The sequence below is a fragment of the Aliagarivorans taiwanensis DSM 22990 genome (genome assembly GCF_000429505.1).
GTDB classification, from domain to species: domain Bacteria; phylum Pseudomonadota; class Gammaproteobacteria; order Enterobacterales; family Celerinatantimonadaceae; genus Aliagarivorans; species Aliagarivorans taiwanensis.
On record NZ_AUBZ01000022.1, the window covers coordinates 33,260 to 55,665 of the forward strand.

The following is a 22,406-nucleotide window of genomic DNA, read 5'->3' on the forward strand; positions in this document are numbered from 1 at the left end:
ATGACATCCCTACCCAGAGAGTTGCGTCAGTATCTGCTGATCACCTTTAACTACTGGAACTTCACCATCACCGACGGCGCCCTGCGCATGTTGGTGGTGCTGTACTTCCACCAGCTCGGCTATGCGCCCTTGGCCATTGCCATGCTGTTCTTGTTCTACGAGTTCTTTGGCGTAGTCACCAACCTGGTCGGTGGCTGGTTGGGCGCACGGGTTGGCCTCAACCACACCATGAACATCGGTCTGGCGATGCAGATCGTAGCACTGCTGGCGATGGCGCTGCCCAGCGCTTACTTAACCGTGCCATTGGTGATGGCGGCGCAAGCCATCTCCGGCATCGCCAAAGACCTTAACAAGATGAGCGCCAAAAGCAGCGTGAAAACCTTAGTAACCGGCGATCAGCAACACGCGTTGTACAAGTGGGTGGCGATCCTCACCGGATCTAAGAATGCGCTAAAAGGCTTTGGCTTCTTCTTGGGCGGTGCGCTGCTCTACACCATCGGCTTCCAAGCCGCGATGCTGGCGATGGCGGCGGTGCTGGGCGTTGTATTGGTGATGAGTCTGCTGATGCTGGACCGGGATCTGGGTAAGGCTAAGAATAAACCGAAGTTCTCGGCGATCTTCTCCAAAAGCCCCTCGGTGAACGTCCTCTCTGGGGCTCGGCTATTCCTGTTTGCCGCGCGCGACGTGTGGTTTGTGGTTGCGCTGCCGGTCTACCTGGGCGCAACTCTGGGCTGGAGTCACCTGCAAACAGGCAGCTTTATGGCATGCTGGGTGGTGGCCTACGGGATTGTGCAAGGCTTTGCACCTAAGCTCACCGGTAGCCAAGCGGGGCGCACGCCAGATGGCCGTGGCGCACTACTGTGGGCCATGATACTGGCTGCAATTACCGGTGTTCTTGCATTGCTGGTCCAGCTGGAATGGCATCCGGCGCTAAGCATCGTGGTGGGCCTGATGATCTTTGGTCTGGTGTTCGCGGTGAACTCCTCACTGCACTCCTACCTGATCGTCAGCTACGCCAAAGAGGATGGCGTCAGCCTGGACGTGGGCTTTTACTATATGGCCAACGCCATGGGCCGCTTGGTCGGCACCGTGCTCTCGGGTCTGGTATTCCAGTATGCAGGTCTGGCGGCCTGCCTGTGGATAGCCACCGCCATGTTGGTGATCACCAGCGTGATTTCCATCGCCCTGCCCCGGCACGATAGCCACCCTGCGGTTAACTAGCCGCTAGCCCCTTATCCTGCTCGGAGCGCTTGCTTCGGGCGGGGTCTTGCAAGCTAACAAAAGCCACCAGCGCCAACACGCTCAGTGTCACCACCGACACGCCAACCACTCCCAGCCACGCCCAGCGCTGATAGAACGGTTCAATCATAAAAGCCCCTAGCGCAGCCCCCAGGTAGTAGCTGATTACATAGAGCGCCGAGGCGCTGGCCTTGGCCTGAGTCGCCCGTTGATTCACATAGGCGCTGGCCTGAGAGTGGGTGAGGAAAAAGCCACTGCTGAGCAGGGCCAAGGCGGCCAGAATCAATAGCAAGTTGCCGGTGGCCGATAACAAGCTAGCGCCAATCATCACCAGCAAGCCACAGCTTATACCACGACGCATTCCCCAGCGCTGTGCCAAACGCCCGGACTGAGTCGCCGTAAAAGTACCCGCCAGATAGGCGAGAAACAGCATCGACAACCAACTGGACGGCAGCTCATAGGGCGGCTCCGCCAACAAGAAGGTTAGGTAGTTAAACTGCTGGGTGAAGATACCGAAGCCCCCACCGCCCACCGCAAAGGCCACTAATAGCGGCCAGCGTTTTAGGTGCAAGCCATAGTTACTTAGACTCTGGAGCAAACGCCAGGGTTTGCGCTCGCGTGGTGGCTCATCGGGCAACAGGTAGTGAACCAGTGTCGCCACCACCAAACTTAAGGCCGCTATCGCCATAAATGCCCACTGCCACGAGCCCATCAGCTCAGCTCCCCAGCCAGAAATCAGACGCCCACCAATCCCGCCAATGGAGTTGGCGGCGATAAAGATCCCCACCGCTTTGATAAGCTTAGGCGGCTCGAGCAGCTCGCCGAGGAAGGCCACCGCCACCGCCGGTATGCCGGCCAGTACCAATCCTTGGGCAAAGCGCAGTGCCAGCAAGTAATTAAAATCCAGCTCACCAGCAAAGGCGATCACCAAGGTCAGCAATGGGCTAAACCACAACGAGCCCAGCAAGATCTTACGTCGTCCAAAGCTATCGGATGCCGAGGCCAGCACCGCCAAGCCCAACGCCAGCCCCAGCATGGCATAAGAGAGCATTCCGCTGGCTTCAAGGGTCGAGAGCTGGTAGCGCTCGCGAAACATCGGCAGCAAGGGCTGCACCAGATACAGATTGAAGAAGGTAATCAATGAGGCCAACGATACCGCCAGGGTCGCCCGCCAAAATGTCGAATTAAGCAAGTGCCCTCCCTGGGTAATTCTCACAAGATACATGGGGTTTTGTTAAGTTCATCCTACTGCCTGAGAGTGTAACGGTGAAATAATGGACCTTTCTACTAGCCAAAAGCCGCATCCCTATGACTAAGCTGTATCGTCACCTGGAAGCCTACGAGTACATCTTTGCTGAGGGCTCCGCCCTAGGCTCGATGACCGTGGTTAACCTTGCATTCTTGAAAGGCAAGTTTTACCAACATGCCCTAGCTCGCGCCGTCGAGCGCCTTCAAAAACAGTTCCAGCCACTTAACGTTGGCATTGCCAAGCACGCAGAGAACTGGCATTTCACCCAAAGCCATCAAGCGGTTGCCATCAGCGTTGAGCTCGCGCCCGATCCCTCTCGCCTCAAATCTCTGGCCTTCCAAACAATGGAAGAAGAGTGTGAGGCGAGCTTTGACCTAACGGGACCACTGTGGCGTATCAGAGTTATTCTCGGAAAAGATCAGCATGCACTGTTTTTATCGGCCCATCATAGCATATGCGATGGCATCTCCGTGCAGCTGCTGCTGGACCGCCTGGTGGCAGAGTTAAACTGCCCGAGCGAGGCCCAAGAGCAAACGCCGATCCCGCCTTCAGGCAGTGACTGCGTTGCCCACCAGCAGACCGATCTGAGCCAAACCCCGTTCACCAGCGGCAATGAACCCGAAGATATGAGCGCCTGGGTAGACACCAGCCAGGCAATGACCTTGCGTAACCGTACCGCATGGTTGGATATTGAAAAAAATGAGCTGAAAAGCTTGCTGCAACAGTGCCGCCAACATGGCGTCACTCTTAATAGCTTGCTGTTTGCGGTCATTGCCAAAGCGCTAGCGAGCATTGCTGAGTGCCCGGTGAGCCACGTGGAATGTAGCGGCAACGTCAATACTCGCCCCTACTGCCAACCCGAGATCGCCAACCAAGCACTGGGCGTGTTTGCCTCCAGCTTCTCCATTGATGTGGCCTGCGATGGCAATCCTTGGCAGATGGCCAAGCGCTGCGGTGATGACTTAGCCACCATTATCGACAGCCGTGTCTTTCTTAATACCGCCAAGCACCAGTGGTATCTGAATATGGCCGACAGCCATACGCCGCCACCGCTCGGGCGCTATACCTGCGCGCACCTATCTAACCTCGGCAGACTTGCCTTCAGTCAGACTGATCCAACACTGCCACTGCACATCACCGACAGCTATTTCACCTCAGGACAACAGCAATCGGGTTCGGTGTTTTGGGTGGGAGCGGCAACAGTCGGCTCACGGTTAAATCTGGTGATTAACTGTGTTCAGCCTTTGGTAAGCGAGCCGATGCGGCTGGCGTTTATCGAGCAACTGAAGGATGGCCTGCTGGAATTAGCGTAAGCGGCGCAACTCTTACCCATAACATTTGCAGGGTTTTGTTAAGTTCATCCTACTGCCTGTCATGTTAATAGTGAAATAATGCCCTCTCCTATTAACCGATAGCCGTATTCCCATGACAAAGCTGTATCGTCCCCTGGAAGCCTTCGAACATATCTTCGCCGAAGGCTCTGCCGACGGCTCTATGACCGTTGTCAATCTTGCCTTGCTGGAAGGCACGCTGGAACTGGAAGACATCGCCGCCGCTGCCGATCGCCTGCAAGCCCAGTATCAGATCCTTAATGTCGGGATCGCTAAACACGGTGAGCGTTGGCACTTTGTGCCCAGCGAGCTCCCCGTATCGATTAACTACGAAGTGACCCCGAGCCACCTCAGCCTCAAGTCCTTCGCCTTTCAACAAATGGAAGCCGAGTGCGAGATGCGCTTTAACCAGGACGGGCCGCTGTGGCGCATCCGAGTCATCTTAGGGGAGAGCCACCACGCCTTGCTAATTGCGAGCCACCATAGCATCTGTGACGGCATCTCTGCGCAGCTAATGCTCGACCAGTTGGTAGCCGAGCTCAACGCCCCTAGCCAAACCCAAACCATGGCGCCCATCCCCAGCTCGGTGAGTCAGTGCGTAATGCACCAAGTGACCGATCTTGAAGACACCCCGTTTACCAGCGAGCGAATACCTGATCGTTTGGCTGCTTGGGTCGATACTAGCCAGCCGATCACCATGAACAACAGTCTGGCATGGCTGGATATCGAAGATCATTACCTACAAGGCCTGCTGCGCCAATGTCGCCAACAGGGCGTTACCCTGAACAGCCTGCTGACCAGCGTGATCACCAAGGCTCTGGCGCGAATTGCCACCTCGCCGGTGACTCAAGTTGATTGCAGCGCTAACGCCAACGCCCGCCCCTATTGCGACCCTAAATACGCCGATAATGAGTTAGGCGCCTTCGCCGCTTGCTTCTCCATCGATGTCGACACCCGCGACAGCACCTGGCAGATTGCCCAGAAGACCGGGGCTCAGCTAGCGGCGATTGTGGACAACCGCTCACTGCTCAACAGTTGTAAGCATGAGTGGTTTGAGAAGCGCGCCGAGAAGGCCTTCCCCTTCCCACCGCTGGGCCGTCATACCTGCTTGCACTTCTCCAATCTGGGAAGGCTTAGCTTTAGCCAATGCGACGAAGCGCTGCCGCTGCGCGTCACCGATTGCTATTTTAGCTCCGGCCAGCACAAGTCCGGCTCGGTGTTTTGGGTGGGCGCATCCACAGTCAACGGAAGCTTGAACCTGACCATTAACTGCGTGCGCCCTTTAGTGCCCGACTCGATGAAACTGCAGTTCCTGCAAGAGCTAGAACATGGCCTGATGGCGCTGCTTTAAAACGTAAACCGCAGGTAAGCCATAGCATTATGGCTTACCTGACTCTTCCTTCGTTCCCCACTCATTCTTACCTTATTCTCCACCTTGTTTTCCTTCTGGGCTCAGCTTCCGGCGTCGGTTAGCCCCTGCCAAGCAAAGCTTCCACCACTCAAGACCGCAATGATCCAGCCAAATGAAACAGAAAGGTTTTTGTGACGTTCCTAATAGTTATCGGAGTTAAGCAGATCTGAGCTTGGCGAAGGTCAAAGCCGACACTAAACTTAAGCTGCTTAGGATGAGGCTGCCCCGTTGCTTGGCGTAGGCCAAGATACAACGAGGGTATAACGGCCAGCATTGGCCCCACGCAGGACGCGTGCTATGACACAAACACAGATTCTTAGTCTAGAACGTAAACAGGTGGTCGACGTGATCACCGAACGATTGCTTTTGGGCGATTGGCGGGTCATGACCCTCTCTTACCTTGCCGAATGCGGCGACTGGAGCGAGGAGCAGCTGGCGCAGCTGTTTCCCAGCTATCAGGTATTGGTGGTCGCGGTAAATCAAAGCCTGACCCAACACTTCGTTGACCATCTCGATCTTAGCAGCCGTGAGCGCCTGCGAGAGTCGTGGCTGGAGAGCCTCGATTCCAGCCATTTCAGTGCGATTGTGATGCTGTTTCTCGATGCCTCTCAGGAAGAGAGTGTCGCTTGGCGATTAGCTAATGTGGGTTGGACCGTACTCTCCAACCAAGTCGCCGCCAAGCTTGGCTATCACGCGGTGAACGAGGACCTGCCTTGGTTGCTGGGCAAATCTATGTTGATGCTGGTGAATCAGCGCAAACACTTTCCCACAGCACGGCATACCGCCAAGGCGGGTTAGCGGAGATCTTCCGGTAGCAGCGAGTAGAGTGCGGCGTAGCAGGGTTGCCCATTGTCGGTGACCCGCTGCCGAGCCAGCGCTTCAAACTGCGCGCCTACTTTCTCAGCGACCCGGCGACTGGCCAAGTTATGTTCGGCAATCACCAACTCTATCCGTCTTAGCTGGTAGGCCTCAAAGGCATTCTCAGCGAACAAACGCACCGCTTCACTGGCGATCCCTTTGTTGGCACAGGACTCACGCACCCAGTAGCCGAGGTTGCCCACTCGGTAGTGCCAATCGATCCGGTTAAGCGCGATACCGCCAACAAACTGTTGGTTGTAGCGATCGAACATCCCCATATCGAAGGCGACGTTCTTGGCCAAGGCGAGCTGGCTCATCTGCAGCCAGCTCAGGCTCTCTTGCTCTGGGTAGTCTTCGGTCATCCACTCCAGCCAACGCTGGCCGCTGGCGGCACTCTCACGCACCGCTTCCGCATGGGCCGGGGCATCGCTATCGAGATAGGGACGAATCGTAATCAGCTGTCCAAACATGGCACCTCCTTTTCCGTAGTCTAGGGCACAAGTGCCAAGTACAGGGCAAAGCCTGCCCAAGAAAGGAGCAACAAGATCCATGGAAGGCGAGGATTGGTCGCTGCATCACTGGAGGTTTGCGGCAATAGTTGGTTGCTATCAAGCTCAGCAGCCTCAGCTTGACGCGCCTTTTCGCGCTGCTGCTTCTTGCGATGCTTGTCGGCGTCGCGGCGCTTGCTCTTTTGCTGTTTTTTGTATTGCTCAATGCCCTTTTGAATGCCTTGGGCGATCAACTTGGTTTGTTCTTTGCTTTGACCCGGCCGTTGCGTCGACTTTGCGATGGCCATGGCTTCTGCCTCAGTTTCTGGGGAAACCTGATTGTGCTGCTTTTTCATTACTGCCCATTCAGCGATTGCGGAAACGCCCAAGTTAGCCCAATCCCCCACTGAATTAAAGTTTTTTAAACTGTTAAATAAAGTCGCATAAGTCACCGCCAAACAGGCGCAGATCACTGAATTTTCGCAGTAAAACCAATAAAATTGACCGAGTTTTTCATAAGGAACGTGTACATGTTTAGAACTCCCCTCTTGGGTGCTCAGATGCTGTTGGTTGCCTTTGGCGCAACCACCCTGGTACCCCTACTTACCGGGATCAGTCCTAACCTGGCGCTACTTGGCGCGGGTGTGGGTACCCTGATCTTCCAACTCTGTACCAAGCGACAGATCCCCATCTACCTAGGTAGTTCGTTTGCCTTTATCGGACCGATCATCCTCGGCGCTCAGCAGTTTGGCATGCCCGCCACACTCAGCGGATTGATGGCTGCCGGTGTGGTCTTTTTGATTGTCAGTGCCATTGTGCGCCTGCGCGGCGTTCAAGTCATCGAGCGCTTCCTGCCCCCCGTGGTGGTTGGCCCGGTAATTATGGTGATTGGTCTTGGCCTGGCTCCAGTTGCGGTAAATATGGCGCTGGGTAAAACCGGTGACGGTGCGGCGCAGTTGGTGCCACAAAACGTAGCGCTAGTGCTATCGCTGGCCTCACTGGTGACCACCATCGCCATCTCCATCTTCGCCAAAGGCATGCTCAAACTAATGCCGATTATGTGCGGGGTACTGGTAGGTTATGCATTGGCGCTGTTCTACGGCGTGGTGGATTTCTCAGGGGTTGAAGCGGCCGCGTGGTTGGCCATGCCGGAGTTTGTTCACCCTGAGTTTAACTGGCAAGCCATCCTGTTTATTGCGCCAATCGGCCTGATTGTCACCATCGAGCACTTCGGCGATATCCTGGCCATCTCGAATGTGACCGGCAAGAACTTTGTTGAGAAGCCGGGTATCCACCGCTCGCTGATGGGTGACGGCCTGGCTACCATGGCAGCAGCTAGCTTCGGTGGTCCACCGGTGGTGAGCTACGGTGAGGTAACCGGTGCAGTTAGCCTACTGAAAACCTATAACCCGGTGATTATGACCTGGACCGCGTGTTTCGCGATTGCTCTGGCCTTTATCGGCAAGACCGGTGCGCTACTGCTGTCGATTCCAGTTCCAGTAATGGGCGGGATCATGTGTCTGCTGTTTGGTGCCATCGCCGCAGTGGGTCTGAAAACCCTGATCGACAAGCAAGTGGATATCAACGAGCCACGTAACTTGGTGATTGTATCGGTGACCTTGGTATTCGGTATCGGCGGTATGGTACTTCAGTGGGGCGACTTTAGCCTGCAAGGCGTAGGTCTGTGCGGTATCGTGGCCATCTTGCTCAATCAGGTGTTGCCTCAGGCAAAACACGATTAAGCAAACCCGCTATCTACACAACGGCCGCACTGGGCGGCCGTTGTTATTTTTAACCTACGCTATAGCCAAAGCATCACCACACAAGCAGCGGTCAGGCCGCTCATTGCGCCATTAAACACCCGCTTACTACGCGCATCCTTCAGGCTCAGCGCAATCAACTTACCAAAGATCACCCAGCATGAGTTGGTAAACGGGTTCACCATCAAGAAAGCGAGTACCACCCACATCAGCGATAGCCAATAGCCATCACCACTTTGGGTAAAGGTGACCACCGCCGATGAAGCCATCATCCAGGCCTTTGGGTTGAGGTATTGAAAGGCAAAACTTTGCGAGAAGCGTAGCGGCTTGGCTCGCTCTTCACCCGCAACTTTCGCTCCTGCGCCAGCCAGCATCTTCCACGCCAGAAACAGTAGGTAGGCAGAGCCGAGTACTTTTAGCCCCCAATGCAGCTGCGGATAGGTTTGCAGCACCCACCCCAAACCACAGCCCATCAGCAGTAGCATCGAGCAGATACCAGCAGGGATACCCGCCATATGCGGTAGGCTGCGCCAGTAGCCAAAGTTAACCCCAGAGTAGGTCAACATCACGTTGTTCGGTCCCGGCGTTCCTGTCATCACAATGGCAAACACAATTAACGCTAATAAACTCTCCATCGCCCCTCCTTTGTATCGATACAATTAAGCGAATAACTGATATTTGTCGCTCAATAAGTCATGAATCCACCGTATAATGGGCGTTAACTGGATGCAAAGAGATTATTGTCACCATGACAATTTGGAACACTGCCCTCAATAAAGGCAACAAAGCCCAAGCACTGGCGAGTCTAATCGCCGATGCCATCGCCAACGGCGAGCTACAAGCGGGCGAAAAACTCCCGACCCAACGCGCACTGGCCGAACAGCTGCAGCTGGGGATCGGCACCATTACCCGCGCACTAGCGCTGGCCGAGCAGCAAGGACATATCCAGTGCAAGGTGGGCAGTGGCTGTTATGTCAAAGCGCAGAACCAGCGCCAGTGGGGTGAGGAACAACAGCCCGATAGCCTTGGCATGTGGCAGAACCTAGCGGTGGACCAAGACCGCGCCTCGCCACTGCTGGAGCTGTTTCAGCTCTATCAGCACAATCCCGCTCAACTTAACCAGCTGCTCAACGACGAAACTGCTCAAGGGGCGCTGTTCCAGCGGCAGATCTTGGCTGAGTGGCTCAATCAGCCGAGCATGCATGCCGAGCAACTGTTCTTTTGCTATGGCGGCCAACATGGCCTGCAAACCGCACTATTGGCCTCGGGATTGGCAGGGCAATCACTGATGTGTGAAGAGCTGTGTTATCCGGGCCTTAGCAACTTGGCGCGCCAGCTCAATATCAAGCTCAAGCCAATAAAACTGGATGAGCAAGGCCTCTGCCCCGATTCGCTAGAAGCGGTGTTGCAACACAACAGCTGCCGCCACCTCTACCTCACCCCGAATCAGCAAAATCCGACCGCCAGTACCATGTCGCTGGAGCGACGCGAGCGGATTGTCGAACTCGCTCAGCGCTACCAACTAACGGTGATTGAAGACGATGTGAGCAGCCCGTTGGCGCAATCGCCCGCCCCCCTGCAGAGCCTGCTGCCCGAGCAAGTCATCTATCTAAATAGCTTCTCCAAAGGGGTGTTTCGCGGGCTACGTTTTGGCTACCTGCATGTGCCACAGGCCATGATTCAGGAGTTCACCCGAAGTATTCGTGCCAATGCCTGGCTGGTAAGCCCACTGTTGATTGATTTAGCCTGCCAGTGGATTAAGCAAGGCCACGCCGAGCACGCATTGGCCCAACAGGCGAGTCAACTCAAACAGCGCGCTGCCTTGCTGCATCACTACCTAAAAGGCTTCGACTATCGCTATCAAGAGGGCGGACTACATTGCTGGCTACAGCTGCCCAGCGGCTGGAGCAGTAATAGCTTTGCCGAGGCGGCCAAACAGCAAGGGCTGGAGCTCGCCTCAGCCGAGCACTTTAGCGTTAGCGGCCAAGTGCCGAATGCGATCCGCCTGTCGCTGGGCCAGCTCAGTGACAATCTCGCCTTGGACCAAGCATTAGCGCTACTTCGGCAGTTGCTAAATGAGGGCGTACCGAACAGTAGCGATCTTTGCTAAACGCCCTTGTTCATCTCAGATTGGGTTAAAGCTTGGCAAGGCTTCGCCGATAAAAAGGCATCGCTGGGTAAACAGATCAGGATATGTTTGTTAACTACAACTTAGGTGCCGCATCCTTTGAATCGCCCTACGCTGCGCGTCAGCGTATTGAGCGGGCAGCGCCACGGCAAACAATCACCGAATACAGCGCGGCCCGCCAAACCGGTCGCCCCGGAACACCAGTATTTGGCGATGCCGATGTTCAGCCGGGCCTCAGCCCAGAGCAATTACGCAACACCCACGATGCAAAAGTCGCCAATCGTAAGTCGATTCGCGAGGCAATGAACCGCAGCGTCCAAGACTCTGGGCCTCATATTCGTTTATACCGGGAGTATGCGGATTCGCGGGGACAACGTGGGCCGCAGATGTTGGCCAGAGCCTAATTGTGGGCGACTAAGCGCCTAACCAGATAGCATCATCCATACGATGCGCCAAGATAGTATCCGCACTCTCACCCACCTCGGGATAATGCACCCACGCCATACGCGCGCGCTGGCCATTAAGTTGGCCGATCAGCGCCTGCTGCAGTTTCGGGATCATCAACTCACAGCTATGTCGATTAGCCCCGTACAGCAAGGCCACCAGTTCCCGTTGACCAAACTTGGCAATGCTATCGGAGCGGCGCAACTGGGTGCGTAAGGTGGCAGCCAGCTGGATAAACAGGTCTTCATCGTAGGATTCGGGGATCTGCAGGGTAAGTAAGCTAAAGGACTCGAGATTACGCTGGCTAAGGCGCAGCGCCTGAATCAGCATCTCGCGAAACATCTGCCCGCGCAGCAGTCCGGTTTGTGGGTCACGCAAGTGGCCGTGGTCGCTGATCTCCGGCATGGTGAGTGGCAAGATGCTGCCAAACACCACTTGCTGCCCAGCCACGGTAATCGGCATGGCGTTTAACCTTAGCCATTCATCCTCGCTGTGGCAATAGTGCATCACCAAGGGGCTTTGCTGCGACATAGAACGCTCAAAGGCACTGGCGAAGGCACTGCGGCAACAGGGGTCTAAAGACATCAACCAAGGCTGCAACTGAAAACGTTGATAGCCGGTATGGATCCACGGGTAGCTGACACACAGCTGATCGTCCTGCTGCTGATAGAGCCACAGTCCGCTATCGGCTTCCAGTAATGTGTCGAAGTAACCCTCTAAGCTCACTGTGCTGGCCTGTTGTAAGCTGCTGATACTCTACAGCATAGTCCGATATTGCGAATGGACTAAATCTTCTGCAAACAAACACTTAGCAACAACACTTAGCAACAGCACAAAAACGCTACGGCTAGATCAGCTCCAACTCACGCATCACATCAGTAATACACTGTTTGGTGGCCTCGCTCAGCTCCATCACCGGCAGGCGGCACTCTGGCTGGCATTTACCCAGTAGCGATACCGCATACTTAGCACCGGCCGGGCTTGGCTCAGCAAACATCGCTTGGTGCAGTGGGATCAGCTTGTCTTGAATGGACTGTGCCAGCGCATAGTCGCCATCCAGCGTGGCTTGCTGCATCTGTGCACACAGCTTTGGTGCGACGTTAGCAGTTACCGAGATACAGCCTTGGCCGCCGCTCAGGTTGTAAGCCACTGCGGTTGCATCTTCACCGCTTAGCCAGCAGAACTCGCCATCAATCAGTTGGCGCTCGAACAGTGGGCGGCTCAGATCGCCGGTGGCATCTTTTACCCCAACGATACGCGGCAGCTTCGCCAGCTCAGCCATGGTTTCTGGCTCAACATCCACCACCGCACGTGGAGGAATATTGTAAACCACGATAGGAATGTCGGTGGCGTCATGCACCATCTTGAAGTGTTGATACAGACCGGGTTGCTTAGGACGGTTGTAGTAGCCTGCCACATGCAAGGTAGCGTCTGCGCCAGCTTGTTGCGCCTGACGGGTGTATTCAATCGCTTCGACGGGGTTGTTAGAGCCCGCACCGGCGATAACCGGTACACGGCCTGCCGCTTGCTCGACCACGGTCTTGACCACTTGCACGTGCTCATCGTGCGTTAAGGTTGGGCTTTCACCAGTGGTACCGACGGGCACAATCGCATGTGTACCTTGCTCGACATGCCACTCAACTAAGGCTTTGATCGCCTCGTAATCCACTTCACCATCACGAAATGGCGTGACTAGCGCAACTATTGACCCTTTAAACATGCCTGCTCCATCCTGCGTAAATAAAAATCGGCGTAAAATAAAAAACCCGGTCACATGGCCGGGTTCAGATTCGCTTGTCGTCGTTTAGTGCTGCCCAGCCAGATCCCGCTCCCTGCATTTAGGAAGCTTGCGTTTGAGCTTGAAAGAAACGAGGTTCGTCACGAATTAATCTCTGTAATAAAACTGCCCCTAGTTTCCCAAGCTGGCCCCAAATGTCAAGGCTTGAGGCTGCAAAGCATGGCGCCACTCATGGTGTTTTGCTAAAAACTTCACTATTATTGCGGCACTTTTTCCGACCCGGCAGTCCCATGAACAGCACCATCCAGCCCAGCAGCCAATTACTCGAACGCCACCCTGACCTCTTTGACGATCGTAGCCTGCTGGTATTTGGACAAGTACTCGATCACTACCCGCTAAGCCTGACCAAGTCATGCAAGCAACTGCAAGTTCATAACTACAACTTTTCCAATCATCAGGCCATGCAGGCGAAAGCCTCAGACGCCCAGCTCAGCTTTGGCGCGCTGCCCAAAGCTGCCGAGGGGTGCAATGCCGCCCTGATGTATATGCCCAAGGCCAAGCAAGAGGCAGCAATGCTGCTGGCAGCGGTATTGCCGCAGCTACCAACGGGCTCCGAGCTGTATGTGGTGGGCGAGAACCGGGGCGGCATTAACGCCACCGATAAGCTGCTCAAACACTACGGTTTGTCCCCACGAAAGCTTGATAGCGCGCGCCGCTGCTCGCTTTACTACTGCGAGATAGACCAGCCGATCCCCGCCTTTGAGCTGCAGCAGTGGCAGCAGCAATTCAACCTAACGCTGCCCCAGGGCGAGGTTGCACTCAGCTCGATGCCAGGCGTTTTCAATCACGGCAAACTGGATGCAGGCACCGAGTTACTTCTCCAGCAGCTCCCCAAACTGCAAGGAGAGATCCTCGATTTTGGCTGTGGCGTGGGAGTGATTGGTGCAGCCCTTGCCCTAAATAAGGGCAGCACCATTAGCATGCTCGATGTTAGTGCTTACGCCGTAGAGTGCGCCCGCCAGAGCCTAACGCTGAATGGACTAACTGGAACAGTGTTTGCTTCAGACGGTTTAAGTGAAGTGACCGGGCGGTACGACTTTATAGTAAGTAACCCTCCCTTCCATACGGGCGTACATACCGACTATCAGGTAGTAGAAAATTTTATTCGCGGTGTAAAAAAACACCTCAAGCCCCAAGGCGAATTGTGGTTGGTCGCCAACAGTCACCTGCAATATGAAAGCTTGTTGAACAGCAATTTCTCATCCTGGGAACAGCGGGTCGATAACCGCAAGTTCAAGGTATTGCGCGCTATCAACAATTAAGCTGGTTAGCTTTAACATTTTGTTAAATCCCCTGTTTACATTGGGGGATTTTTTGAGAAACTGTTGTCAGCAATTTTGAAAACGATTTCAACTTAACCAAGGTAGGTCACTATGGCAGGCATCCTTTCTATGATTTTGGCAGGGGGAGAAGGAACGCGTCTCTACCCGCTCACCGAAAGCCGCACCAAACCCGCAGTTCCGTTCGGTGGTAGCTATCGACTCATCGACTTCGCACTGAATAACTTTGTTAACTCGGATTTCCTGAAGATCTACGTGCTGACCCAGTTTAAGTCGCAGTCACTCAATACCCACCTTCGCCAAGCCTGGCACCTGTCTGGTATTACCGACCGCTTTATTGATGCCGTGCCCGCACAGATGCGGATGGGCAAACGTTGGTACGACGGCACTGCCGATGCCATCTATCAGAACATCCGCTTTATTGAGATCAACGAGCCAGAGCATGTCTGTATCTTCGGCAGTGACCACATCTATAAGATGGATGTGCGCCAGATGGTCGACTACCACCGCCAGCTTAAGGCCGACCTCACCGTGGCCGCGATTAAGGTGCCAGTGGATCAGGCCGATCAGTTCGGCATTATCGAGGTCGACGAGCAGGGTCGTATGATTGGCTTTGAAGAGAAACCCAAAGTAAATCCTAAGACCATCCCCGGCGATCCCGACCACGTGCTGGCGTCGATGGGCAACTATGTGTTTGAAACCAACACCCTACTCAAATCACTGGTCGAAGATGGTGAAAACCCTGAATCGAGCCACGACTTTGGCAACGACATCATTCCTAAGCTCTATCCCAAGGGCAATGTCTACGCCTACGACTTCACCACCAACCAGATCGCCGGCGAGGCGGCCAGCGGCTACTGGCGCGATGTGGGTACCCTCGATGCCTACTGGGCAGCCCATATGGATCTGCTAGACGAGAACCCTCCGTTCTCGCTATACAACCCCAAGTTCCCGCTACACACCCACTATCCACCGCTGCCACCGGCAACCTTTAAGGATATGGACGGCAAAAAAGTCAGTGTCAGTGAGTCGCTCATCTCAGCCGGTAGCTTTGTGCTGGGCTCAGAAGTGAACCGTTCTGTGCTGGGCTTCCGCAGCCACGTGCGCCCGGGCTCCATCGTCAGCGAATCGGTGCTGATCGCCAACTGTAAGATTGGTGAGGGCTGCTCGATTCGTCGCACCATCATCGATAAAAACGCCGAAATCGCCCCCGGTACGGTGATCGGCGAGAACCTTGAGGAAGACCGCAAACGCTTTACCGTGTCACCGAACGGCATCGTTGTGATCCCGAAAAATGCACGGGTTGGCTTCTAAGCGAGCAACTGAACTGATATAACAGAAGTATTTGCTTCCGTTAGTACCATCACAGAGGCACCCTTAGGTGCCTCTGATGTTTAAGGAGAATATTGTGTCGAGTTCAGCCAACATTTTATTTGTGGCTTCCGAGGTAGAGAGTTTGGCTAAGACCGGCGGTCTGGCCGACGTGGCCAAAGCCCTTCCCTTGGCTCTTCAACGACATGGACAGGACGTCCGCTTGATCATGCCCTTCTACAAGACGCTAAAGCGTCGCGAAGAGGCAACCAAGCTACTTGACCTGCAACTGCCCAGCGACCAGCCGGACCAACCCTTCCACTACAGCGTCTACCAACTCAAGTTAGGCGATGTGCCTGTCTACCTGCTGGAACACCAAGAGTACTTTGAGCGCGATGGCCTCTACGGTGAAGGCGAGTTCGGCTACGACGACAACGGCGAGCGCTTCGCCTTCTTCAGTCGCGCAGTCTTTCAGGTGTGTGAAGCGCTGCAGTTCAAACCGGATATCCTGCACTGTAACGACTGGCACACCGGGCTTATCCCCTTCCTACTGAAGGTCCGCTTCGCCCAACACCCGTTCTTCTGCAACACCAAGAGCATCTTGACCATCCACAATGCTGCGTTTCAGGGGATCTTCGAGCGTCGCCAATTCGATCGCTTGGAAGGTGCCAGCGAAGGCTTGGTGGATCAGTTGCTGGACAACTTCCACTGCGTCAACCTGCTCAAAGCCGGTATTCGCTTCGCCGATAAGATCAATGCGGTGAGCCCCAACTACGCGCAAGAGCTACTGACCCGACTCGGCTCCCATGGCCTGGGCGATGTCTTTATGGAGCGTCAAGCTGACTTGGTGGGCATCCTCAATGGCTGTGACTATTCCGATTGGGATCCAGCCAGCGACAAGCTACTGCCGTTTAACTACTCGTTGGACGATATCAGCGGCAAACAGAAGTGCCGCGACGAGCTGCAGCGCAAAACCGATCTGGAGTCTCTGCCAGTGCCGATCTTTGGCATGGTATGCCGACTGACCGAGCAAAAAGGCTTCTATCTGCTGCTCCCTGCACTGGAGCACTTCCTGCGCCACAACGTGCAAGTGGTGATCGTTGGTACTGGCGATAGCCAGATCGCGGCAGCGCTGGAGCAATTACAGCTGCGCTACCCGCGGAAGTTGCGCTTTATCAATGCCTACTCCAACGAGCTGGCCCACCTTATCGAAGCCGGTGCCGACTTCTTCTTGATGCCGTCGCTGTTCGAGCCCTGCGGCCTAAACCAGATGTACAGCCTGGCCTATGGCACCTTGCCGATTGTGCGAGGAGTGGGTGGTCTAAACGACACCGTGGTGGACTACGACCAAGACCCAGAGAAGGCCACTGGCCATATCTTCTACGAGCCGGAGTCCAGCGATCTACTCAATACCCTGCGCCGGGCACTGCTGCTCTACCTTGAACACCCGGAAGAGTTTAGCGCTATGCGCCAGCGCGCCATGCAAACCCGCTTTGGTTGGGAAGAGTCGGTGGAGCAATACTTAGAGCTGTATCACCAAGCGCGAAGTTAAACCCTGCCCGCCCCACTGTCGCTTTGGCATTTGGGCGGGTTGTCTTATACCCTGTATGAAGGCCGTCCCATTCAGGAGGAACTATGGGGATATCTGAACAGATTCATAACTTTAATGAGTTTTTAGTTGCTGAGCAGCTACGCGATCTAAAACAGCTTAATGAGCTAAACGACGAGCAGAAGCTCGACCTCTATTGCATCGTACTGAATCGCCTACCCGCCCGCTACGTTAGGCATGATGTGGATGCACTGAGCAGCCTCAGCGATGAACAGCGCCAACACCTGCAAGAAAACATCGCTATTGAGATCAACGATGCCCTCGATTTCTTGCTGCGAGACCGCCGCCAAGAGGTCAGAGATAGCTGAAGAAAACTTGAGACATTTCTCACAAATTTACTTGTTAGACGTCATCAAACGGTCTACAATCCCCGCCTATTTTCTAGCCAAGTAGCAGAACAATCTGCTGTTTGGCTCCGGTCACGAAAGGACTCTTCCGTTAGTTCGCTAGAACGCTGTCAGGGAACAACGACATTCGACTATTCCAGTCGCCGCAACATATAAATAGAGAGTCCGAATGAAGAAGTTATTCACCCTGTGTCTGGCGCTGCTTGCCGCCTCCGTAAGCGCCGCCAGCGATGTCGAGTCTGTGGTTTTTACCGAGGTTGAAGAGCAAGAAGAAGAGCGTTTTATCTACGACCGCACCTTCCCGCTACTGGCCCAAGAAGCCTATGACCGTGGCTACGAGCTGCCTAAGCCTTATGGTTTCACCTTCAACTATATGAAGATGGATCAGCCGCTTTATGTTACAGGGATTAATATCACAAACATCCCCTTAGAAGGCATCGTCAACAACTTTCTATCTGAAGCTATTGATGGAGCCCATCAGGAGTCAGAGACGTTTACTCTTCGCGGTGATATGTGGGTACTTCCATTCTGGAACGTCTACGGGGTAGTAGGTGTAACTAGTGGTAGCAGTAATGCCCCAATCAACGGTCGCTTTCTTGGACAAGAAATCAATAGTAGCTTCGACTTAACTTTTAAAGGCACCACCTACGGGGGTGGTACGACTTTCGCCGGCGGTATCGGCAACTGGTTTGCGTTGGTAGATGTTAATTACACCTACACAGATTTAGATATTTTAGACGGTCGTATTACCACACTGGTAGCCGCACCTCGCGCAGGCTACCGTTACAACTACAAAGGTCATGACGTTCAGTTGTGGGTTGGCGGTATGTACCAAGATGTCCAGCAAACCTTTAGTGGCTATGTGAAGGATCTTGATGGACTGGATTTTGTCGGAGATATCGGCCTTGACGATGCAAGGTTTACCGTTGATCAGCGCCTAGTCAACAAATGGAACACCGTAATCGGTAGCCAAGTTGCCCTTACCGATGGCCTCGATCTGCTATTCGAAATGGGCTTTGGCCAGCGTAAAAGCATGATGCTGGGTCTGGGTTACCGCTTCTAACACTTGCCATGCGCCTGTTACTCAGCCTGCTTGCTGCGCTCACTCTACAAGCCTGTTCTGCCCTGCACTGGGTGGAACAAGGCCAGCAGCGCGCGTTGCAGGAGCAAGGTTTTACCGAATCCGTACTACAACTTAATGACGGTGGCGAGCTACGTTACTGGGTAGGCGGGCAAGGCCGGCCGCTGTTGCTACTGCACGGCTTTGGTGGCACAGCTACCACCACCTGGCTACCAGTGATGCAAGGTCTGGCCGACGAGTACCGCATTATCGCGCCCGATCTGCCCTGGTTTGGCGACTCTTACAGCCATCAGCCCGCCGAACTGGCGGTGCACCGCGACGCGATTGCGCAATTGCTTGCTCAGCTGCGTGTGCCAAGCGCCCCGATTATGGCCATCTCCTACGGTGGCTTCGTCGCCTTAGACATGATCCACCACGGTTTTGAGGCCGAGCAGCTGATTATTCTGGCCAGCCCCGGGGTTCGTCTCGACGACCACCAGCTGGAATTGATGGCGACCCGCTTCGACAAATCCGATGCCACCGCGATCTTTGTGCCCAATGACCGCCAACAGATGCGCGAGCTACTCGACGGTACCTTTGAGCGCGCCCCCAAGCTGCCCGGCTTTGTCGATGAGCAGCTCTACCAGCGCTATTTCGAGCCTTGGCGAGATGAGAAACGCGCCATGATTGACACCCTGCCTGCATATCGTGATGAGTTCGCTCAAGACTTTGAGGCGCGCTCGCTGCCTCGCACCTTGCTTATCTGGGGCGAGCAGGATCAGGTGTTTCCGCTGACTATCGCCAAGCAGCTATCCGAGGACTACAGCGCCCCATTGATGGTTATCCCCGGTGCCAATCACAACATCAGCAACGACTATCCGGACCTGATCATTCAGGCCAGCAAACTGTTTCTGGACTAAGCAATGCGACTGATTAAAACCCTTAAGCGCGGCCTGTGGCTGAGCGCCTGGATGACCCTTGTAGGATGCAGCAGCAGTAACTGGCACAGCATGACTCTGCCCAGCGACAAGGCTGTGGAGGCAAGCCTTGAAGCCTCGCCCGCGTCAGAGCAGATCCTGCAAACCGAATCGCAGACCTTTACCCTAGCGCGCATGCCAGAGGCGATCCGCCCTTGCTGCGCCTTTGGTAACGCACAACGGGTGCGTATTGGTTCGGTGATCATCCCGTATTTCCGTTATGCCAACACTGTTGGCATCAACGACTTGGGCGCCCATGGCTACGAAGCCGGCACCCTTAGCCTGCAGCGCCCCAAGCCCACCTCGCGCCGTAGCAGCGAAGGCAACGGCCAAATGTACACCCTACGCGGTGGCTTTATCGATATCGCCCATGTGCGTGATACCGCCGACAACGCCATCGCCCTGTACCAGCGGATCTATCCGCAGCTTGGGCAAGCGCAGGTCATTGAGCTGCCCTATGAGATTGGCCCGCGGGAGATCCGCTTAAAGGCCTTCGACAGCTCCATGCTTAACCCGCAGCAACGCCGCGAGCTGGCTGCTCACCTAGCTACTTGGCTGGCCTACTCTATGGCCGAGGCCCATGAGCTGGCCCAGTGGCATGGCTATCGCAGCTGGCGTCCGTGGTCGGAGTCGGTCTCGGCCTACTCGCCAGAAGATATCTACTCCAACATGTTGGGCGCGAAGATTGCCTATGCCCTGCTGATCAACGAGCTGGCGAGTAACCGTGATATCTACAACACCCATATGACCCAATGGCTCAAGGCCACACTGCAGAGCCTCGAGCCGGTCTCGGTGAAGCAAAGCAACATGCTGTTTGATGCAGTCGATGGCCTGTGGTGGGACTCCTCGGTTGCCATGCCCAGCAAGTTTATGCTGCTCAAACGCCACTACGCGATGGGCAACCAACAGTCGCCTTATCTGGTTACCGAGGAGATCGCCCGTGCCCACCCGGCCTGGGTGATGGTTGAAGACCGCTATGCAAGCGCGCCACCTGCGCTGACTTTGGCCTTGCCGGAAACGGTGCATGGCTTTGAGCTCAAGCAACTCGCCGAGCAGTGGTTGGTGGTGGACAGCAAATTTGCCGCAAGCTTTGCCCATATCCCCAGCGAGCTTTGGGCCCACGGATTTAACCAAGAGAGCTTTGGCACCATCGCCGGCTATAACCGCCAGCAAGATGAGCGAGAGCTCAAAGATTGGCAGGAGACGCGTCAATGAAAGCAGTTTGGTTCAACAGCTTATGCCTGATGGCTGCACTCAGTTTTAGCGCTAGCGCAGAGCTTGCCAATAGCGTGGTCATCGCCGAGCAAGACGCGCCTACCGCCGACTCAAGTGAACAAGCACCACTTAGCGCCATGGACCGCCTGCTGGAGAAGCTTGGCGCCGATGGCGAGTACGACCCCAGCAAACCCATCGACTTCAGCATTCTACCGGGCCCGTTCTATAACCCGGATCTGGAGCTCGGCCTCGGTGTGGCGGCGATTGGTCTCTACAATGTCGACCGCGATAATCCCGACACCCAGCTATCAACCCTGACCCTAAGCGGCTTTATCTCCACCAATGGCTCGCTGGGTATGGCCATCCGCAACAAGAGCTTTCTAAACGGCGACCGCCAGCGCTTCTATCTGGATGCCGAGATCGCCAACGCCCCCGGTGACTACTATGGCGTGGGCTACCAGCAAAACGCCGATAACAACAACCGCGTCAGCTACGACAGCCGCATCTTCAACCTGCGACCCACCATGCTGACCCGGGTTGCCCCCAACACCTACCTCGGCGGTGGCTTTGTTGCCAGCTGGGTGTTAGTCGATGAATTCGATGCGCTGGACTCCAACGTCGACACCTCGGTGCTGGAAGACAACTCCACTAACGTCGGTGTGCACCTAAGCTTTATCCACGATAGCCGCGACGTGATTGCCAATGCCTATCAGGGCAAGCTGCTGGAGTTGCAACTGTCGGTCTACCGCGAAGAACTGGGCGGCGATAACAACTTCCAAAACCTCAGCCTTGAGTACAGTTACTACCGCCGCTTGGGCGGCAGCCGTGACATCTTAGCGCTGCAGCTGCAAGGCGACTTTAACAGCGGCGACGTCCCCTGGGATCAACTAGCCCAAGCCGGTGGCGGTGGGCGCTTACGCGCCTACACCGAGTCGCGCTATCGCGATAAGCAGCTATTGATGGGGCAAGTGGAATACCGTAAGCACCTCACCGGTCGTCACGGCGCAGTCGCTTGGCTGGGCGCGGGCGCGGTAGCACCGACCTTGAATGAGCTGAGCAGCGATGAGCTACTACCTACCGCAGGTTTTGGCTACCGCTTTGAAGTGAAACCGCGGATGAACCTGCGCCTGGATATGGGCTTCGGTCGCGGAGAAAATGGCTTCTATTTCAATGTTAACGAAGCGTTCTGATGCCAGCTAAACTTCGCTTTTCCTATACTGAATTGCTAAACTGCGCCATCGCCACACCGTACTAACCTTGGAGTGTTTTAATGAGCCAAGTAGAGATCAGAGCCCGAGTTCCCTTTCATGTGGGGCCTCGCAGTGACATCCCTACCGAGATGCTGTCGTTCTCGGGGCTGTCTAGCGACAAAGAACATGTGGCGCTGGTGTTTAAGCAAGCTGATCAGCAGCAAGATTGCCCCTTGGTGCGCCTACATTCTGAGTGTCTAACCGGCGATGTGTTTGGCTCTTCACGCTGTGACTGTGGCGAACAGCTCAATGAGGCCATCGAGAAGATGGCTGAACAAGGCGGCGTACTCCTTTATCTACGCCAAGAAGGCCGTGGCATTGGCCTGTATAACAAGCTCGATGCCTATAAGCTGCAGATCCAAGGCGTCGACACCTACTCGGCCAACAACCAACTCGGCTTCGACGACGACTTGCGCGACTTTGGTGAAGCGGTGGACATGCTCACAGCTTTGGGTATCAAGCAGCTACGCCTGCTCAGCAACAACCCGCGCAAGCAACAAGCCCTCAATGAAGCTGGTCTCGACGTCAAAGAGATGGAGAGCACTGGTGTATACCGCAAGCAAGACAACCACTACTACCTGGAAACCAAGGCTAACAAAGGTAAACACCGTCTGAAGATAGCCAAGAATATTCAGCCTGCTTAAGCTTACG

Annotated in this window: 22 protein-coding genes; 16 read left to right on the top strand and 6 right to left on the bottom strand. The window is 55.1% G+C overall.

The genetic code is table 11. From position 1 onward, the window contains the following. A complete protein-coding gene (arsJ, locus tag G462_RS0111690; protein ID WP_026959153.1) occupies positions 1 to 1,221 on the top strand; it encodes an organoarsenical effux MFS transporter ArsJ in 1,221 nt (406 codons plus the stop codon). Here arsJ and G462_RS22635 read toward each other — a convergent pair. Next, positions 1,214 to 2,431 (bottom strand): MFS transporter, encoded by a 1,218-nt coding sequence (locus G462_RS22635; RefSeq protein ID WP_169720171.1) that lies wholly within the window; start codon positions 2,429 to 2,431, stop codon positions 1,214 to 1,216. The two genes, arsJ and G462_RS22635, sit on opposite strands and share 8 nt — an antisense overlap. Positions 2,432 to 2,547: 116 nt before the next feature. On the opposite strand from G462_RS22635, the gene G462_RS0111700 reads away from it, so the two are divergent. The 3 genes from G462_RS0111700 (at position 2,548) to G462_RS0111710 (ending at position 6,028) form a co-directional block, all read left to right on the top strand. Further along, positions 2,548 to 3,801, top strand: coding sequence for a condensation domain-containing protein (locus G462_RS0111700; RefSeq protein ID WP_026959154.1), 1,254 nt, complete (start codon positions 2,548 to 2,550; stop codon positions 3,799 to 3,801). Positions 3,802 to 3,913: 112 nt separating this feature from the next. Next, positions 3,914 to 5,170 carry a condensation domain-containing protein gene (locus G462_RS0111705; protein ID WP_026959155.1) on the top strand — a complete coding sequence of 419 codons (1,257 nt, stop codon included), beginning with the start codon at positions 3,914 to 3,916 and terminating at the stop codon, positions 5,168 to 5,170. Positions 5,171 to 5,527: 357 nt separating this feature from the next. Continuing rightward, positions 5,528 to 6,028, top strand: a complete 501-nt coding sequence (locus G462_RS0111710) for a hypothetical protein (RefSeq protein ID WP_026959156.1) — start codon at positions 5,528 to 5,530, stop codon at positions 6,026 to 6,028. On the opposite strand, the gene G462_RS0111715 is transcribed toward G462_RS0111710, so the two are convergent. Beyond that, on the bottom strand, positions 6,025 to 6,558 hold the full coding sequence (locus G462_RS0111715) for a GNAT family N-acetyltransferase (protein WP_026959157.1): 534 nt from the start codon (positions 6,556 to 6,558) through the stop codon (positions 6,025 to 6,027). The two genes, G462_RS0111710 and G462_RS0111715, sit on opposite strands and share 4 nt — an antisense overlap. Positions 6,559 to 6,578: 20 nt before the next feature. Further along, positions 6,579 to 6,932 carry a DUF2956 domain-containing protein gene (locus tag G462_RS0111720; protein WP_026959158.1) on the bottom strand — a complete coding sequence of 118 codons (354 nt, stop codon included), beginning with the start codon at positions 6,930 to 6,932 and terminating at the stop codon, positions 6,579 to 6,581. 174 nt (positions 6,933 to 7,106) lie between these two features. On the opposite strand from G462_RS0111720, the gene G462_RS0111725 reads away from it, so the two are divergent. Then, the gene (locus tag G462_RS0111725) at positions 7,107 to 8,318 is read left to right on the top strand and encodes a uracil-xanthine permease family protein (protein ID WP_035477571.1); all 1,212 of its coding nucleotides are present in this window, start codon (positions 7,107 to 7,109) and stop codon (positions 8,316 to 8,318) included. A 59-nt stretch (positions 8,319 to 8,377) separates the two neighbouring features. Here the strand turns inward: G462_RS0111725 and G462_RS0111730 are convergent, their stop codons facing one another. Beyond that, on the bottom strand, positions 8,378 to 8,971 hold the full coding sequence (locus G462_RS0111730; RefSeq protein ID WP_026959160.1) for a LysE family translocator: 594 nt from the start codon (positions 8,969 to 8,971) through the stop codon (positions 8,378 to 8,380). 113 nt (positions 8,972 to 9,084) lie between these two features. Here G462_RS0111730 and G462_RS0111735 point away from each other — a divergent pair, with 113 nt between their 5' ends. Both G462_RS0111735 and G462_RS0111740 read left to right on the top strand, forming a co-directional pair. Further along, entirely contained in the window at positions 9,085 to 10,446 is a 1,362-nt protein-coding gene (locus G462_RS0111735) for an aminotransferase-like domain-containing protein (RefSeq protein WP_026959161.1), read from the top strand. An 83-nt stretch (positions 10,447 to 10,529) separates the two neighbouring features. Next, a complete protein-coding gene (locus tag G462_RS0111740) occupies positions 10,530 to 10,868 on the top strand; it encodes a hypothetical protein (RefSeq protein WP_026959162.1) in 339 nt (112 codons plus the stop codon). 10 nt (positions 10,869 to 10,878) lie between these two features. Here G462_RS0111740 and G462_RS0111745 read toward each other — a convergent pair whose 3' ends face one another. After that, positions 10,879 to 11,634: a GGDEF domain-containing protein gene (locus tag G462_RS0111745; protein WP_026959163.1), complete on the bottom strand. Its 756-nt coding sequence runs from the start codon at positions 11,632 to 11,634 to the stop codon at positions 10,879 to 10,881. 121 nt (positions 11,635 to 11,755) lie between these two features. After that, positions 11,756 to 12,628, bottom strand: coding sequence for a 4-hydroxy-tetrahydrodipicolinate synthase (gene dapA, locus G462_RS0111750; RefSeq protein WP_026959164.1), 873 nt, complete (start codon positions 12,626 to 12,628; stop codon positions 11,756 to 11,758). Positions 12,629 to 12,936: 308 nt separating this feature from the next. Here dapA and rsmC point away from each other — a divergent pair, with 308 nt between their 5' ends. From rsmC to G462_RS0111795, 9 genes are all read left to right on the top strand, one after another. Next, a complete protein-coding gene (gene rsmC, locus G462_RS0111755) occupies positions 12,937 to 13,968 on the top strand; it encodes a 16S rRNA (guanine(1207)-N(2))-methyltransferase RsmC (protein WP_026959165.1) in 1,032 nt (343 codons plus the stop codon). 111 nt (positions 13,969 to 14,079) lie between these two features. Next, positions 14,080 to 15,300: a glucose-1-phosphate adenylyltransferase gene (gene glgC, locus G462_RS0111760; protein ID WP_026959166.1), complete on the top strand. Its 1,221-nt coding sequence runs from the start codon at positions 14,080 to 14,082 to the stop codon at positions 15,298 to 15,300. A gap of 94 nt (positions 15,301 to 15,394) precedes the next feature. Continuing rightward, entirely contained in the window at positions 15,395 to 16,849 is a 1,455-nt protein-coding gene (gene glgA / locus G462_RS0111765; protein WP_245579560.1) for a glycogen synthase GlgA, read from the top strand. A gap of 83 nt (positions 16,850 to 16,932) precedes the next feature. Next, positions 16,933 to 17,214, top strand: coding sequence for a late competence development ComFB family protein (locus tag G462_RS0111770; RefSeq protein ID WP_026959168.1), 282 nt, complete (start codon positions 16,933 to 16,935; stop codon positions 17,212 to 17,214). 208 nt (positions 17,215 to 17,422) lie between these two features. Beyond that, on the top strand, positions 17,423 to 18,316 hold the full coding sequence (locus G462_RS0111775) for a hypothetical protein (RefSeq protein ID WP_035477572.1): 894 nt from the start codon (positions 17,423 to 17,425) through the stop codon (positions 18,314 to 18,316). A gap of 8 nt (positions 18,317 to 18,324) precedes the next feature. Further along, positions 18,325 to 19,233, top strand: a complete 909-nt coding sequence (locus G462_RS0111780) for an alpha/beta fold hydrolase (protein ID WP_026959170.1) — start codon at positions 18,325 to 18,327, stop codon at positions 19,231 to 19,233. A gap of 3 nt (positions 19,234 to 19,236) precedes the next feature. Further along, positions 19,237 to 20,505: a DUF4056 domain-containing protein gene (locus tag G462_RS0111785; RefSeq protein WP_035477575.1), complete on the top strand. Its 1,269-nt coding sequence runs from the start codon at positions 19,237 to 19,239 to the stop codon at positions 20,503 to 20,505. Further along, positions 20,502 to 21,695: a BamA/TamA family outer membrane protein gene (locus tag G462_RS0111790; RefSeq protein WP_035477577.1), complete on the top strand. Its 1,194-nt coding sequence runs from the start codon at positions 20,502 to 20,504 to the stop codon at positions 21,693 to 21,695. Before G462_RS0111785 ends, G462_RS0111790 begins: the two co-directional genes overlap by 4 nt. Positions 21,696 to 21,775: 80 nt before the next feature. Then, the gene (locus G462_RS0111795) at positions 21,776 to 22,399 is read left to right on the top strand and encodes a GTP cyclohydrolase II (RefSeq protein WP_026959173.1); all 624 of its coding nucleotides are present in this window, start codon (positions 21,776 to 21,778) and stop codon (positions 22,397 to 22,399) included. The last annotated feature ends 7 nt before the right edge of the window (positions 22,400 to 22,406 follow it).

What these genes read in the sequence shown, in the direction of transcription:
- arsJ (WP_026959153.1), top strand. Translation starts at nt 1, where the DNA reads ATGACATCCCTACCCAGAGAGTTGCGTCAGTATCTGCTGATCACCTTT.
- G462_RS0111700 (WP_026959154.1), top strand. Translation starts at nt 2,548, where the DNA reads ATGACTAAGCTGTATCGTCACCTGGAAGCCTACGAGTACATCTTTGCT.
- G462_RS0111705 (WP_026959155.1), top strand. Translation starts at nt 3,914, where the DNA reads ATGACAAAGCTGTATCGTCCCCTGGAAGCCTTCGAACATATCTTCGCC.
- G462_RS0111710 (WP_026959156.1), top strand. Translation starts at nt 5,528, where the DNA reads ATGACACAAACACAGATTCTTAGTCTAGAACGTAAACAGGTGGTCGAC.
- G462_RS0111715 (WP_026959157.1), bottom strand. Translation starts at nt 6,558, where the DNA reads ATGTTTGGACAGCTGATTACGATTCGTCCCTATCTCGATAGCGATGCC.
- G462_RS0111720 (WP_026959158.1), bottom strand. Translation starts at nt 6,932, where the DNA reads ATGAAAAAGCAGCACAATCAGGTTTCCCCAGAAACTGAGGCAGAAGCC.
- G462_RS0111725 (WP_035477571.1), top strand. Translation starts at nt 7,107, where the DNA reads ATGTTTAGAACTCCCCTCTTGGGTGCTCAGATGCTGTTGGTTGCCTTT.
- G462_RS0111730 (WP_026959160.1), bottom strand. Translation starts at nt 8,971, where the DNA reads ATGGAGAGTTTATTAGCGTTAATTGTGTTTGCCATTGTGATGACAGGA.
- G462_RS0111735 (WP_026959161.1), top strand. Translation starts at nt 9,085, where the DNA reads ATGACAATTTGGAACACTGCCCTCAATAAAGGCAACAAAGCCCAAGCA.
- G462_RS0111740 (WP_026959162.1), top strand. Translation starts at nt 10,530, where the DNA reads ATGTTTGTTAACTACAACTTAGGTGCCGCATCCTTTGAATCGCCCTAC.
- dapA (WP_026959164.1), bottom strand. Translation starts at nt 12,628, where the DNA reads ATGTTTAAAGGGTCAATAGTTGCGCTAGTCACGCCATTTCGTGATGGT.
- rsmC (WP_026959165.1), top strand. Translation starts at nt 12,937, where the DNA reads ATGAACAGCACCATCCAGCCCAGCAGCCAATTACTCGAACGCCACCCT.
- glgC (WP_026959166.1), top strand. Translation starts at nt 14,080, where the DNA reads ATGGCAGGCATCCTTTCTATGATTTTGGCAGGGGGAGAAGGAACGCGT.
- G462_RS0111770 (WP_026959168.1), top strand. Translation starts at nt 16,933, where the DNA reads ATGGGGATATCTGAACAGATTCATAACTTTAATGAGTTTTTAGTTGCT.
- G462_RS0111775 (WP_035477572.1), top strand. Translation starts at nt 17,423, where the DNA reads ATGAAGAAGTTATTCACCCTGTGTCTGGCGCTGCTTGCCGCCTCCGTA.
- G462_RS0111780 (WP_026959170.1), top strand. Translation starts at nt 18,325, where the DNA reads ATGCGCCTGTTACTCAGCCTGCTTGCTGCGCTCACTCTACAAGCCTGT.
- G462_RS0111785 (WP_035477575.1), top strand. Translation starts at nt 19,237, where the DNA reads ATGCGACTGATTAAAACCCTTAAGCGCGGCCTGTGGCTGAGCGCCTGG.
- G462_RS0111790 (WP_035477577.1), top strand. Translation starts at nt 20,502, where the DNA reads ATGAAAGCAGTTTGGTTCAACAGCTTATGCCTGATGGCTGCACTCAGT.
- G462_RS0111795 (WP_026959173.1), top strand. Translation starts at nt 21,776, where the DNA reads ATGAGCCAAGTAGAGATCAGAGCCCGAGTTCCCTTTCATGTGGGGCCT.